Origin of the sequence: Flavobacterium ustbae, from assembly GCF_003946915.1 — a bacterium.
Classification (GTDB): domain Bacteria; phylum Bacteroidota; class Bacteroidia; order Flavobacteriales; family Flavobacteriaceae; genus Flavobacterium; species Flavobacterium ustbae.
The window spans coordinates 55,420-69,546 of the sequence record NZ_RPOC01000015.1 but is presented as its reverse complement, the minus strand read 5'-3'; the positions used below and the strand labels follow the sequence as shown (position 1 = coordinate 69,546).

The window sequence follows — 14,127 nt, the reverse complement described above, 5'->3', positions numbered from 1 at the left end:
TCATTCAGCTGCAACATTTTGTAGAATATTGAGACGATTTGCAGAAAATTAGATTTTAGCCTAAAAAACACAACTATGCGTAAATTCTTTCTTTTTTTATGTGCCAGCATCTTTTCGATACAATTTTCGAATGCGCAAGACTATTATTTTAAACATTATCAAGTTGAAGAAGGACTTTCCAACAACACCGTTTTAACCTCAATACAGGACAACGACGGTTTTATGTGGTTTGGAACCAAAGACGGATTGAACCGTTTTGATGGCTATCGTTTTAAAACGTACAGAAATAACGGAGATCCGATTCATAGTTTAGGAAGCAATTATATACAATCGCTGCACGAACATAACGGCACCATTTGGGTCGGAACCGATAAAGGTTTGTACCATTATGACAAAAAACTGGATCGTTTTACGATTTTGAACGAAGCTATAAATGATCGTATTAATGACATCAATCACGATCAAAAAGACAACATTTGGTTTGTTTCTGGCAACATTTTGTATAAGTATGCACCAAAAAAGAAAGAAACAACGACTTTTAATCCCAACAAATATTTTATTACAACCTCGATTACGAAAGATTATAAGGGAGAAATCTGGGCTTCTTCGTTAAATAAAATCTATCATTATTCTGGAGAAAATTTTTCTTTTGAAAACATTCCGTTGAATCCGCCTGCTAATAAAGCCAATTTTAGAATTACGGTTATTTATGCCGTCGATCAGGAAAATATCGTAATCGGAACGCAAGATCACGGCGTACTCCTATATAATAGAAAAAATAAGACTACAACCGAGCTGCAATTCGGAATTAAAGACCCTGTTTTTGTGCGCCAGTTTAGAAAAAAAGGAAACGACGAACTTTGGATTGCGAGCGAATCTGGCGTTTATGTGTACAATTTGAAAACTAAATCGGCTATAAATCTTAAAAAGAACTATAACGATCCGTATGCAATTTCAGACAATGCTGCCTACTCCATTACGATTGACAAGGAAAACGGAATCTGGATTGGAACTTATTTTGGCGGTGTCAATTATCATCAGAAACAATACACACAGTTTAAAAAGTATTTCCCGAAGAACAATCAAAACTCTATTAGCGGAAGCGCAGTTCGAGAAATTCATAAAGACGATCACGGCGATTTATGGATTGGAACTGAAGATGCGGGCGTGAATCGTTTTAATCCGAAAACGCAAAAATTCACTTCTTATAATGTCTCTTATTATAATATTCACGCTTTAATGCCCAGAAAAGACAAAATCTGGGTCGGAACTTTTGAGCATGGTTTGGATGTTTTAGACCGAAATTCGGGTGCGGTTCTCAAACATTACAGCGCCAATGACGGCAGAAGCGGACTGCACAGCAACTTTATTTTTTCTTTTTATGAAATGAAAAATAACGACCTAATTGTAGTGACAACTTCTGGATTGTATCGATACAATGAACAAGCCGATAATTTTGAAATACTGAAATTCTTTCCAGAAACGTATCATTATACGAATATGAAAGAAGACAACGATGGCAATCTCTGGGCGGGAAGTTACCGCGATGGTTTGTTGTTTTATAATCCGAAAACGAAGAAAAAAGAGGTTTTTACGTATGATTATAAAAATCCGAAAGGCATTAGCAACAATACGATTAATGCCATTTTTGAAGATTCGTCAAAAAACTTATGGATTGCAACAGAAAACGGCTTGAATCTCGTAAACAGGCAAAACCATACTTTTACCAAATTCACCACCAAAAACGGAATGCCTAGCAATGTTTTCTATTCTATTTTAGAAGACGATGCTAAAAATCTGTGGCTAACGACATCTAAAGGTTTGGTCAAATTTGGTCCTGATCATAAATCCATCAAAATTTTTACCACCGCAAACGGATTATTGAGCGATCAGTTCAACTACAATTCGGCTTTTAAAGATGCAAACGGAGATATGTATTTTGGAAATCTAAACGGAATGATCAGTTTTAATCCCAAACATTTCAGTAAAAACAAATACACACCTTTTATTTACATCACCAATCTTCAGATTAACAACAACGATATTGAGGTAAACAGCCCCGACTCGCCTATTGAGCAATCTATTTCTTTTTTGGACGAATTGGAATTGAACAACAGCCAATCGTCTTTTAATCTCGAATTTGCCTCTTTAAATTATACCGCACCAGAATTGACGGAATATTGGTTTCAGTTGGAAAACGTGAATAATGATTGGGCGTATTTGGGACGAAACAACAAAGTTTTCTTTACCGAACTGGCGCCAGGCGATTATGTTTTTAAAGTAAAATCGCTAAATAGTTTTGGTGTTTGGAGTAAAGAAGTAAAACTGAAAATCAGAATTCTTCCGCCATGGTATGCGAGCACTTATGCTTATCTGCTCTATTTTATATTGATTTGCGCTGGTTTTTATTACATCATCCGTTATTCTCAAAATCTGACTCAGATTAAGAATAACCGTAAAATCAAGCATTTGAATGACGAAAAAGAAAAAGAAATCTATCAGGCAAAAATTGACTTTTTTACGAATGTCGCGCACGAAATTAGAACGCCTCTGACTTTGATTAAAGGCCCTTTGGAAAAACTTTTAGGCATGAAATACGAATCGGAAGAAGTCCCGCAGCATCTTTCGATCATGAAGAAAAATACCTCCCGATTGTTGAAATTGGTAAACGAACTGCTGGATTTTAGAAAATCGGAAATTGGCGGTTTGAAATTGACTTTCGTCGAAGCGAATATTTCTTCGATGGTTCGAAATTTCCATTTGAGATTCAGCCAGTTAATTGAAGAACGCGAATTGGAATTTGATTTGGAATTAGGCGAAAAAGATATTCACGCTTTTGTGGACAAAGAAGCTTTCAAGAAGATTTTGAGCAATTTGATTAATAATGCAATCAAATATTCGAACAAAAAAGTATCCATTTCTTTATTTAGAGACGAAAAGAAACTGACTTTAATCGTAAAAAATGACGGAAATGTGATTCCGATTCATTTAAAAGACAAGATTTTCGAACCGTTTTTTAGAGTTGATAACAGCAGTACAGCTTCTGGAACAGGAATCGGCCTTTCGTTGGCGCATTCTCTCGCACAATTGCATAACGGGAGTTTGGATTTAGTCGAAGATCCGAATTTTAATATTTTCGAATTAATCTTGCCTTTGCATCAAGAAGAAGAATTTATGCTTTATAATGATGCTGAAAAAGAACAAACTGAGAGCCAAAAGCCAAAAGAACCCATTGAAATTAAAAACGAAAAAGCTCAGATTTTGGTAGTCGAAGACAATGAAGATCTTTTGCAGTTTATTACAACAGAATTGGCGGGAACGTATGCTATTTTAAAAGCAGAAAACGGTGAAGAAGCGCTGAAAATTATTCACAATGAAAACATTCAGCTTGTGATTTCAGATGTTACCATGCCAATTATGGACGGAATCGAGATGTGCAAAAAAATCAAAACGAATCTAGAAACGAGTCATATTCCTGTAATTTTATTGACGGCTAAAAACTCTCTAAAATCACAAATCGACGGACTTGAAGTAGGCGCCGATGCTTATGTCGCAAAACCTTTCTCAATGGATTATCTGAAAGTGCAAGCCAATAATCTGATCGAAAACCGAAGACAGATTATGAATTATTATGCGAGTTCTCCGCTTTCGCACATTAAAAGCATTGCGCACAACAAAACAGACGAAAAGTTCCTGAAAAAACTCGACGATGAAATCCTTAAAAACATTACCGATCAGGATTTAAGTGTAGAATCGCTCGCCGAAATCATGAATATGAGCCGTTCGACTTTGTACAGAAAAATCAAGGACATTACGAATTTAAGTCCGAACGAATTAATCAATATCGTGCGCCTTAAACGTGCCGCAGAATTATTATTGAACGAAAACTATAAAATGTACGAAATCGCAGAAATGGTCGGCTACAAATCGCAAACGAGTTTTGGACGAAATTTCCAAAAACACTTCAATATGTCACCGACGGACTACATCAATGCGAATAGATAATGAGACAATGTGTCAATTAGATAATGAGAATAATTTTCAAACTTAAACCCAATCATAAGATATGAAATGACATAACAGGAAAATAGTCCTTACTAAAATTCCATAAATCAAAATTTGTTTTGAAGTTAATAATTAATTCACCGTGACAGTTCTTTTTGGAATGGAGGTACATTCAGATCCATCTACTTTAACCGTTACTTCAGCTGTAGCTATGTACTCCCCTGCGGCAGTATAAGTATGTGTAACCGTAGCTCCTGTTCCAGTAGTTCCATCTCCAAAATTCCATTTTACTGAAGTCAACGTTCCTGTTCCAGAATATTCAACTGAATAGTTCATTAATTTTGGATTAGCAGCGTCAGTAGAATTATGCAATTTAATATAAATTGATTCCGCAAAGCAATCTATAATTGCCTCATCATCGTGCTTGCTGCAAGAGTAATTTATGAACAATGCGATCATAAATATTATAAACATTCCGATCTTTTTCATAATGAAGAATTTTTTATAATCTTAAAAGTACTTCAAAAAAATCAATCCAACAAAACAGTAAAAGAAAATAATTGATTTATTTCTAATTGACACATTGATTAATTACCTAATATTACCTTTCGGATTGTAAAGCATCGCAGTGCACAAGCAGTTTTTCCTTTCCTTACTTAATAAAATTGGACAATTGATACAGCTTTTGCAGTTTTCCCAAAATTGATCATCGCTTGGCAATTCAGAATACGTAACGGGCTCAAAACCGAGTTCGTGATTCATTTTCATAACGGCAAGACCAGTCGTTAAGCTAAATATCAATGCATTCGGATATTTTTTACGGCTAAGTTCAAAAATCTTTCTTTTGATTTTTTTAGCCAAACCTGTATGTCGAAACTCAGGCGCAACAATTAACCCTGAATTCGAAACATAACGGCCGTTTTCCCATGACGAAATAAAAGCAAAACCTGCCCATTTGCCGTCTGGTGCAAAAGCAATTACGGCTTCACCTTCTTTCATCTTTTTTGCCAAAAGTTCAGGCGGACGTCCAGAAATTCCTGTTCCGCGGGCTGTTGCAGACCATAGTGTTTCTTTACAGATTTCATTTATATAAAAAATATGTTCAACGTTAGTTTCTTCAATAATAAAATCAGGAATTTCTGTACTCTTTTCATCAGAAGGGAAAACAGCTGTTTCCGTTCTAAGCTGAGCGGTTTTCATAGTAGAAGCTAAATTATTTTAGCAATTATCATGATAGTGATAAAAAAAACGGTTGTAAATACCATTAAATTGACAAATCGATCTTTATTTCGTCTAGATTTGTTTGACAAATAGTTTTTTGTAATTTCTTTACTTCTTCTGTTATTCGTTTTCATATTGCTTGTATTTTTATGTAACTGCAAAAAACAAAACGCATGCCAGAGCATTTGAACTATTTATAAACAACTCATTATAAGACAAATAAAAAAATCAGATTATAATTGATTTATAAAAGCTTATCAAAATGATAAGAGCGTCTATCAAAATGGAAGGAATGAAAAATAAAAAGCTCTAAATCGAAATTTAGAGCTTTATATATTTATATCATTGACCGTAAATTAGTCCCATTTATTGTTTTTAGAAACGGCATATTTACCCGCTCCGGTAAAAAACAAAGCAAGAGCGCCAAAAAAGTACAGTGCTAATAATTCTAGAGCATAACCACCGTGATCGCTAATAGAGAAAATCTCTTGAGAGTGTGCCGTTGCTACTGCTACTACGCAAGTAATTGCCAAAAGAACCGCCGCAATTCTAGTTCTAAATCCTATTAAAATAGCAATCGGAGCTAGAACTTCTCCAATGTAAACCGCATAACCAAATGCGCCCATGTTTTCTACTAAGAACGAAATTCCGTGAATCAGTTTAGAAACACCGTGAAAAAGCATTAATCCACCAGTACTAATGCGCAAAAGCAATAATCCAAGGTCTGTGTTTTTTGAAATCATAAATAATATGTTTAGGTTAAAATTTAAATACAAATTCGGCTTGTAAGCGGACTAAAATACAAAATTTTATTATCTAACAACAATATTATTTAAAACAATTCCAAATAACCTTTCTACACCTATCACAAACTGCCTTTGAGCTAAAATTGTATGGCAATTTTGCCAATGGTTTTTCCAGATTCTAAAAGTTCGTGGGCTTTTTTTAAGTTATCGGCAGTAAGTCCGTTTAAGGTTGTGTTTAAAGTCGTTTTCAGAATGCCATCATCCAATAAATCGGCTACAATATTTAGAATATTATGCTGTTCGATCATATCTTCCGTCTGATACATCGAACGCGTATACATTAATTCCCAAGAAAAAGAAACGCTTTTGCTTTTCAGTTTGGTTAAGGCAACAGGATCGCTGCTTCCTGTAATTGATGCAATGTGTCCCTGAGGTTTTATCAATTCTACCATAATATCCCAATAGGCATTGGTATCTACAAAATCCAGAATAAAGTCAACATGCTCAAAACCAGCTTCGCGAACAGAAGAAATCAGCTCTTTATGGTCTACTACAAAATCGGCTCCCTGCTGTTTGCACCAATCAATTGTTTCAGGACGCGATGCGGTTGCAATAACCGTTAAGCCCGCGATTTTCTTAGCCAGCTGAATCGCAATCGAACCTACTCCGCCAGCACCGCCAATAATTAGAATCGATTTTCCTTTGTCTTTATCGGCGCTAATTCTAATTCTGTCAAATAAAATTTCCCAAGCGGTTAAAGCGGTTAACGGAATCACAGCCGATTCTGCAATACTTAATGATTTTGGTTTCCTGCCGACAATTCTTTCGTCGATAATCTGATATTCGGCATTGCTTCCTTGTTTGGTAATGTCTCCCGCATAATAAACGGGATCGCCTACTTCAAACAAAGTAACATCTTGTCCGACAGCCTGCACGATACCAACGGCATCCCAACCAATAATTTTTGGAGTTTCTAAAACGGTATCTTTTGCGCTATTCTGACGAATTTTAAAATCGACTGGATTTACAGAAATCGCATCAATTTTAACTAATAAATCGTGTGGTCCCGGAATTGGTTTTACGGCTTCAAACTCGATAAAACTTTCAGGGTTTTCTATGGGTAATGAGGTTTTAAATCCTATTGCTTTCATTTCTTTTTAATATTTGCATTAAAATTATACTACAAATATAAGCGGAGTTAAAAGCTCTTGATTGGTATATATTAAGTGTATATTGGTAGATATTCGGCAGATTTATTTTAAACACATAGAAACATAGATTTCTTTAATTCAAAAGAGTGCATAAGAAACTAGTTTCAACACATAGCTAGATGTTGATTAGCAACTTTATCAAAGATTTTTTTGTCTCCCGCAGATTTAGCAGATCAAGTAGATTTTTAAATGATATTTTTATTTGCCACAGATTAGATTGATTAAAAAGGATTATTTTTAGAAAACCAAACTTTGTGGGTTTCTTGCGGAGATCCTTCCTTCGTCTGGATGACATAAAATGAGAGAAAACCATTAATAGCTTTGTCAAAGTTTAAAACTTTGACAAAGCTCAAATATAGACAGCAATTGAAAATTTTGCGTTCTTATTACTATCAAAACCTAACACTCAGCAAAAAAACTTGCGTGCTTTGAGATAAAAAAATTAGAAGATTAACTTTTAAAGAGCAGATTTTAAATGATATTTTTTTGCCACACATTAGATTGATAAAAAAGGATTATCAATTAGAAAAAATCTGCTTGATCTGCCAAATCTGCGAGAGAATAAAACAACTCTATTAAATCTGCTCTTATCTGTTTAAATCTGCGTGAAAAATATATTTAAAGTAAATTTGCTAATAAAGACTTCAAAATGAATATCAGAAAAGGAGAAAAAACAGATGCTAAATATATCGCTCGTATATTATTGTTAGCAATGGAAGATATTATCTACAAATTTATTGCGAAAGAAGATTACGCTTCCGCGAAAGACTTTCTGCAATACTTTATTGAAAGAGAAGACAATCAGTATTCGTATCAAAACTGTTTTGTGGCGGAGGAAAACAACGAAATTATTGGTGCTGTAAACATTTATAATGGACGAGAAATTGAGAAATTGAGAAATCCAATAATTGAATACGTCCGAAAACATTATAATCCAGAGTTTGATCCTGAATTTGAAACGCGTGAAGGAGAATATTATATCGATTCATTGGGCGTAAATCCGAAATATCAAGGAAAAGGAATTGGTTCTCAATTATTGCAATTTTTAATTGATAAATACGTTCATAAAAATAAAGAAGTTTTAGGTTTGCTGGTTGAAGAAGACAATTCGAGTGCTAAAAAACTGTATTTAAAACTTGGTTTTGAAGTAGTTGGACAGAAAACTTTGGTCAAGAAAAACCTTGAACACCTCCAAATAAAAAATTAATTATAGAATGAAAAACATCACAATATTAGAAGCAGGTTTAATTTTAAGAATAGTTTTAGGAATCACAATGCTTTCGGCCGTAGCAGACCGATTTGGAGTTTGGGGCGCACCAGGATCTAACGCCGTTGCCTGGGGAAATTGGGAAAATTTTGTAATCTACACACAGTCTTTAAATCCATTTGCCAACAAAGCCACAGCCGAAATTCTAGGCGGAATTGCCACTTTTTTTGAAGTTTTACTGAGTCTTTTATTGCTGTTTGGTTTCAAAACACGTCTTGCCGCTTTAGGAACTACATTTTTAATGTGCGCTTTTGCTTTTGCCATGTCGGTTTCTGTTTCGGTAAAAGCACCTTTAGATTATTCGGTTTGGACAAGCGCTGCAGCTGCTTTACTGCTTGCTAACATTGGAAAAACCTCTTTTGCGGTTGATAATAGAATATAGCCTTAGTGGTCAGTGTTCAGTTTTTTAGTGGTCAGTTTATCTTGGGCTCTAGTAATGTAAGCTTACTGAACACTAAAAGACTGAACACTGAACACTAAAATAATTTTTAAGCTTTTATTAAGCCCTTAATTTTTCTCAAACCAGATATGTATTCGTAAATTAGCAAATACAAAAACATATCTTAAATGACAATACTTACCTTTACGCTGATTATGATTCTCGGTGCCTTTTTAGCAGGCTTTATTGGTTCATTATCAGGCTTAGGAGGCGGTATCATTATTATTCCGCTTCTTACCATTCTTCTTGGTGTCGATATTCATTATGCCATTGGAGCCGCTTTAGTCTCTGTTATCGCCACTTCTTCAGGTTCAGCCGCTGCTTATGTTAAAGAAGGAATTACTAATATGCGAATGGGAATTTTTCTCGAAATCGCCACTACTATCGGAGCGGTTTGCGGTGCACTTCTTTCTACTATTGCCCCTACTTCTTTTATTGCCGTTTTATTCGGTTTGACTTTAATTTTTTCGGCTATTAATTCGCTTCGAAAAAAAGAAGAACATATCGTTTTAGAATCTAGTCCGCTGGCTAAAAAGTTGAAATTAGAAGGAACTTATCCTACTCACGACGGCGAGATTGTAAAATACGGAACCAAAAATGTAATTGGCGGTTTTAGTATGATGGGCGTTGCCGGAATGATGTCTGGTTTGCTCGGAATTGGTTCTGGTGCTTTCAAAGTAATTGCAATGGATAATATTATGAGAGTTCCTTTTAAAGTATCTACCACAACCAGCAATTTTATGATGGGGGTTACCGCAATGGCGAGTTCTGTAATTTATATTCAGAAAGGATATATCGAACCTGGAATCTGTATGCCGGTTGTTATTGGCGTTTTGTTCGGAGCAATGGCTGGAGCTAAAATCTTAGTGAGAACAAATCCGAAGAAATTGAGAATATTTTTTGCTTGCCTGATTTTTGTTTTGGCAATTAACATGATTTATAACGGACTAAATGGAAAAATCTAATATGGTACAGGAAGAAAAATTTGGGGAAAAAGATTTTCAAACCATCATCGGAAACTTACTTCGTTATGGCGTTTGGATTTCATTATCAGTAGCCTTTCTTGGCGGAATCGTTTATTTGCTTCATAACGGAAACCAGATTGAAGATTATTCGGTCTTCAAAGAAAATGATCGAAATATATTTGAAGTTATTGCCGCAATCTACAACGGAGCGATTCAAGGAAATGGCGAATCTTTAATTTTTACGGGAATTATTTTATTGTTTTTAACGCCTGTTTTAAGGGTTTTACTTTCGCTTTTCTCGTTTTTATTAGAGAAAGATTATTTATATGTCGGCATTACTTTAATTGTAATCATGATTATCATTATCAGTATTTCATTTGGATTCTCGCATTAATAAAGATTGTAGATTTTAGATTTAAGATTGCAGATTTTGGAATTTGGAATTTAATTTTTAAACACATAGAAACATAGATTTAGGTTTCTGAAAGAGTAAATAAAAAAAATCTAGATTTTCACACATAGTCCCGAAGCCTCGGGATGCATTAAAACTAGTGAAACGCCTTCATACACATAGATAATTCTATGATTCTATGTGTTAGAAAAAAAAAGATTTTAGATTAAAATTTGGAATTTGGAATTTATAAATTGGAAAATTTTATGGAAATAGGAATAGACAGTTTTGCTTCGGCAATGTACAGCGATAGTAATACTTTGAGCAGTGTTGATGCCATGGAGCAGTTATTGCAGCGAATTGAATTTGCAGATCAAGCTGGTCTCGATGTTTTCGGAATTGGTGAACATCATAAAAAAGAGTTTTTAGATTCTGCTACAGCTGTTATTTTGAGTGCGGCGGCGGCAAGAACAAAAAATATCCGACTCGCAAGTGCTGTTTCGGTTTTAAGCGCAGCAGACCCTGTTCGAGTTTATCAGAGTTTTGCGACTTTAGATTTGATTTCTAAAGGAAGAGCCGAAATTGTGGCGGGACGTGGTTCTGCAATAGAAGCGTATCCCCTTTTCGGATATAATCTTAGAGATTATGATGCGCTTTTCAGCGAAAAATTAGAATTACTTCTTCAGATTCGTGACAATGAATTTATAACTTGGGAAGGGAAATTTCGCCCAGCATTAGACAATCAGCCTGTTTACCCTAGAGCTTTACAGGAAAAAATGCCGATTTGGCTTGGAGTTGGCGGAACGCCTGAATCTTTTGTTAGAGCAGGTTCATTAGGACTTCCACTAATGGTCGCTGTTATTGGCGGACAAACACATCGTTTTAAACCTTTAGTCGATTTATACCGTGAAGCTGGAAAAGCAGCAGGTTTTTCGCCTGACGAATTAAAAGTTGGCTTGCATTCACCAGGTTACGTCGGAACAACAACCGAAAGTGCCGTTGCCGATTATTATCCAGGCTATGCCGAATTATGGACTAAATTAGGCTACGAAAGAGGCTGGCCTCCTGTTACCAAAGGCAAATTTGACGGATTAATTGATGATTTAGGCGTTTTAATCGTTGGAAGCCCAGAACGCGCAGCAGAAAAAATCCTGCGTCACAGCGAAGCTCTTGGCGGCGTTGACCGATTCACGTTCCAAATGGATAATGCTGGATTGACACATTCTCAATTAATGAATGCTATAGAATTGATTGGAACAAAATTGATTCCGTTAATTAAATAAAAAAGGGTTCAAAGCGACAAAGCGACAAAGGTTCAAAGGAAAAAACTACAAAGGGGCAAAGGACTAAAAAACTTAGTACCTCTGCCCCTTTGAACCTTTGTGCCTTAAAAAAAACTAGAATTTGTAAGTTACACCAACTCTAAAGTTTCTTCCTGGTTCAGATTGCCAGTAGTAAGCTTGTAACCATTCGTAGTAAGATCCGCTATACAAATATTTATCTAAAATATTAAATACGTTTGCTGTTACTTTTACTTTTCCAATTTCGTAAGATAAACCTCCATCTAACTTAAAGTAAGTTGGTAATTTCTCAAGTCCTTCTCCCCATGTATCCGTCTGACGTCCGTCAAGAAAAGTTCCTCCAATAGATGCACCAAATCCTTTTAGTTTACCCGCTGGAACAGTATAATTTAACCAAGCATTTGCTGTATGTTTTGCATATCCAGGAACGACATCACCAACTTTAATACCAGTTGCAAGAGAAACTGTTGGATCAACCTCACTAACAATAGACTCTGTAAAAGCGTAGTTAGCAATAAGATTAAGTCCGTCGAAAATTTTTCCTCTTAAATCAAATTCTACACCACGAGCTCTTTTCTCTCCCAATACAATACTTAATGGTCTTGCTGGTGTACTAGCTGGATCTGATGTTAATTCGTTTTTCTTTAAAATATTGTAAACAGATAAGGTCGTGTTCCATGAACCGTCAAACCAATCTTTTTTAACACCAAATTCAAGATTATTACCCGTTAGTGGTTTTACTTCACCGCTGCTAACTACTCCGGTTTGAGGTATAAAAGCCTGATCATACAATCCATAAAGAGCTAAATCTTCTGTAACTGAAAAACTTACACCCCCACGTGGAGAAATGTGGCTATCTTCACGTGTATCCTCATAACTGCTAGTCTGGCTAATCCATGTATATCTTGCAGCAAGAGTTACTCTTAATCTATTTTGAAAGAAACCAAGTTCATCTTGAATATATCCAGACGCGTATTCTGATCCATAAAGTCCGCCTGCTCTTTGACTAAGTGGCGTATCGCGATCAAATTGTGGAAAACCGTTTGAAGGAGTTCCATAATTTGGATTCCATATATTAAAAGGATTTGCTGCAGTATCAAGATCATGAGATTGTCCCCAATCTGCCATATAATCTTTATCACCCAAATCGATACCTCCTAAAAGTTTATGACTAACTGCTCCTGTATTAAATTTACCATTTACAAAAATCTGTCCTAAAAACATATCACTGTCTGCATCCCAAATAGAAGAATTTCTAATAATGTCTCCATTACCAATATCACCGTTAGCCGTTGTTGCAGGTCCTACAGCAGTTGGCCAAGAACTATAACCTTGCTGAAGGTATTTGAAATAAGAAGTTTGCGCAGTCAATTTCCAGTTATCATCAAATTTATGCTCAAATTGTAAATAACCGCTGTGATCCTGTATGTTTGTGTCTGGTATACCTGGCGCTGTCATTGTGAAATTACGAGGCATTGTTGCATAACCACCCGCTTTTGGTCCAAAAACATAGTAAGAACCTATTTCGGTCATATTTGCATATTGAAAGTTGTATTCAAATGTTAATTTCGTTTTATCATCAAATTGATATGAAATTACTGGTGCAATAACATAACGGTCATTATGCTCAAATGGTCTGTGTGAACCTTTCTTTTGAGCTGCTCCGTTAAATCTATATAATAATTTTCCTTTTTTATCTAATTTCCCATCAAGATCTACACTTACTCTATAGAAATCAAAACTTCCTACCAAAGCACTAACTTCTCCTTTTGTAACTCCGGTTGGTTTTTTAGTTACTACATTGTATAGTCCGCTTGGATCACCGCTTGAAAGCATAAATCCAGCTGGTCCTTTTACAAATTCGATATGGTCTACAAAACTCATATCTTCTGTTAATGGTCCCCAGAAAGAAGAAACTACGTTAAATCCGTTTCTAAAAGCCTGAATTTGAGAACCTCTCATTGTAATATTAGTATACAAATCTCCCCAGTGTTCCAAACGTACAGCACCACTCACGTTACGAATAACTCCGTCGCTCATACTTGTAATCTGCTGATCTTTTAAAGTCTGACCGCTTACAATTTGAATATTCTGCGGAATTTCAAGTACTGGAGTCTGCAAACGCAAAGACATTGAAGGCTTGTCTTGTTTATACTTATTTTTTGTAATTACAACTTCCTGAAGATCTTCCTGACTTTCGTTTAATGAAAAATTCTTTGTCGTAGTTTGTTTTGCCGTTACTACAACCTTATCTTCTAATGGTGCAATACCTACAGCACGAATCACAATTGTATAAGTTCCTGGTTTTACTCTTGTAATTTCATATTGTCCTGAAACTGTTGTTACATCAGAATATTTAGTTCCTTTAAGTGTTACTGAAATATTCTCAGCGGCAGTATTACCACTTAACGAAATTTTTCCAGCTACTTTTCCAAAATCCTGCTGAGCCATCATTTGCAATGAACTTAAAAGCAGCACTAAAAAGTAAGCTTTGGTATTAAAAATTATTTTCATTTTGGATTGATTTTTATAATTGTTCGGCAAAAGTAATTTCAAATTTTGGGTTTTCCAAATTATTTTT

The 14,127-nt window shown here is 35.3% G+C and carries 11 protein-coding genes; 6 read left to right on the top strand and 5 right to left on the bottom strand.

Annotated features, from left to right (window positions below):
- Nucleotides 1-75: 75 nt before the first annotated feature.
- Nucleotides 76-4,005, top strand: coding sequence for a hybrid sensor histidine kinase/response regulator transcription factor (locus tag EG814_RS16615; RefSeq protein ID WP_125723022.1), 3,930 nt, complete (start codon nt 76-78; stop codon nt 4,003-4,005).
- Nucleotides 4,006-4,137: 132 nt separating this feature from the next.
- Here EG814_RS16615 and EG814_RS21320 read toward each other — a convergent pair whose 3' ends face one another.
- From EG814_RS21320 to EG814_RS16595, 4 genes are all read right to left on the bottom strand, one after another.
- Complete coding sequence (locus EG814_RS21320; RefSeq protein WP_317133051.1) at nt 4,138-4,341, bottom strand: PKD domain-containing protein; 204 nt, start codon at nt 4,339-4,341, stop codon at nt 4,138-4,140.
- A gap of 255 nt (nt 4,342-4,596) precedes the next feature.
- Nucleotides 4,597-5,205, bottom strand: a complete 609-nt coding sequence (locus EG814_RS16605) for a GNAT family N-acetyltransferase (protein ID WP_125723020.1) — start codon at nt 5,203-5,205, stop codon at nt 4,597-4,599.
- A gap of 377 nt (nt 5,206-5,582) precedes the next feature.
- On the bottom strand, nt 5,583-5,969 hold the full coding sequence (locus EG814_RS16600; protein WP_125723019.1) for a DoxX family protein: 387 nt from the start codon (nt 5,967-5,969) through the stop codon (nt 5,583-5,585).
- 140 nt (nt 5,970-6,109) lie between these two features.
- Nucleotides 6,110-7,123, bottom strand: a complete 1,014-nt coding sequence (locus EG814_RS16595; RefSeq protein WP_125723018.1) for a zinc-binding alcohol dehydrogenase family protein — start codon at nt 7,121-7,123, stop codon at nt 6,110-6,112.
- Nucleotides 7,124-7,832: 709 nt separating this feature from the next.
- Here EG814_RS16595 and EG814_RS16590 point away from each other — a divergent pair.
- The 5 genes from EG814_RS16590 (at nt 7,833) to EG814_RS16570 (ending at nt 11,528) form a co-directional block, all read left to right on the top strand.
- Nucleotides 7,833-8,390 (top strand): GNAT family N-acetyltransferase, encoded by a 558-nt coding sequence (locus tag EG814_RS16590; protein ID WP_125723017.1) that lies wholly within the window; start codon nt 7,833-7,835, stop codon nt 8,388-8,390.
- Nucleotides 8,391-8,397: 7 nt separating this feature from the next.
- Nucleotides 8,398-8,832, top strand: a complete 435-nt coding sequence (locus EG814_RS16585; protein WP_125723016.1) for a DoxX family membrane protein — start codon at nt 8,398-8,400, stop codon at nt 8,830-8,832.
- 185 nt (nt 8,833-9,017) lie between these two features.
- Nucleotides 9,018-9,854: a sulfite exporter TauE/SafE family protein gene (locus EG814_RS16580; protein WP_125723015.1), complete on the top strand. Its 837-nt coding sequence runs from the start codon at nt 9,018-9,020 to the stop codon at nt 9,852-9,854.
- The gene (locus EG814_RS16575) at nt 9,841-10,248 is read left to right on the top strand and encodes a DUF1634 domain-containing protein (protein ID WP_125723014.1); all 408 of its coding nucleotides are present in this window, start codon (nt 9,841-9,843) and stop codon (nt 10,246-10,248) included. Before EG814_RS16580 ends, EG814_RS16575 begins: the two co-directional genes overlap by 14 nt.
- A gap of 263 nt (nt 10,249-10,511) precedes the next feature.
- The gene (locus tag EG814_RS16570; protein WP_125723013.1) at nt 10,512-11,528 is read left to right on the top strand and encodes an LLM class flavin-dependent oxidoreductase; all 1,017 of its coding nucleotides are present in this window, start codon (nt 10,512-10,514) and stop codon (nt 11,526-11,528) included.
- Nucleotides 11,529-11,642: 114 nt separating this feature from the next.
- On the opposite strand, the gene EG814_RS16565 is transcribed toward EG814_RS16570, so the two are convergent.
- Nucleotides 11,643-14,060, bottom strand: coding sequence for a TonB-dependent receptor (locus EG814_RS16565; RefSeq protein WP_125723012.1), 2,418 nt, complete (start codon nt 14,058-14,060; stop codon nt 11,643-11,645).
- Nucleotides 14,061-14,127: the final 67 nt, after the last annotated feature.

Coding starts and splice junctions, on each gene's coding strand:
- EG814_RS16565 (WP_125723012.1), bottom strand. CDS start 14,060: ATGAAAATAATTTTTAATACCAAAGCTTACTTTTTAGTGCTGCTTTTA.
- EG814_RS21320 (WP_317133051.1), bottom strand. CDS start 4,341: ATGAACTATTCAGTTGAATATTCTGGAACAGGAACGTTGACTTCAGTA.
- EG814_RS16605 (WP_125723020.1), bottom strand. CDS start 5,205: ATGAAAACCGCTCAGCTTAGAACGGAAACAGCTGTTTTCCCTTCTGAT.
- EG814_RS16615 (WP_125723022.1), top strand. CDS start 76: ATGCGTAAATTCTTTCTTTTTTTATGTGCCAGCATCTTTTCGATACAA.
- EG814_RS16585 (WP_125723016.1), top strand. CDS start 8,398: ATGAAAAACATCACAATATTAGAAGCAGGTTTAATTTTAAGAATAGTT.
- EG814_RS16580 (WP_125723015.1), top strand. CDS start 9,018: ATGACAATACTTACCTTTACGCTGATTATGATTCTCGGTGCCTTTTTA.
- EG814_RS16600 (WP_125723019.1), bottom strand. CDS start 5,969: ATGATTTCAAAAAACACAGACCTTGGATTATTGCTTTTGCGCATTAGT.
- EG814_RS16595 (WP_125723018.1), bottom strand. CDS start 7,123: ATGAAAGCAATAGGATTTAAAACCTCATTACCCATAGAAAACCCTGAA.
- EG814_RS16590 (WP_125723017.1), top strand. CDS start 7,833: ATGAATATCAGAAAAGGAGAAAAAACAGATGCTAAATATATCGCTCGT.
- EG814_RS16575 (WP_125723014.1), top strand. CDS start 9,841: ATGGAAAAATCTAATATGGTACAGGAAGAAAAATTTGGGGAAAAAGAT.
- EG814_RS16570 (WP_125723013.1), top strand. CDS start 10,512: ATGGAAATAGGAATAGACAGTTTTGCTTCGGCAATGTACAGCGATAGT.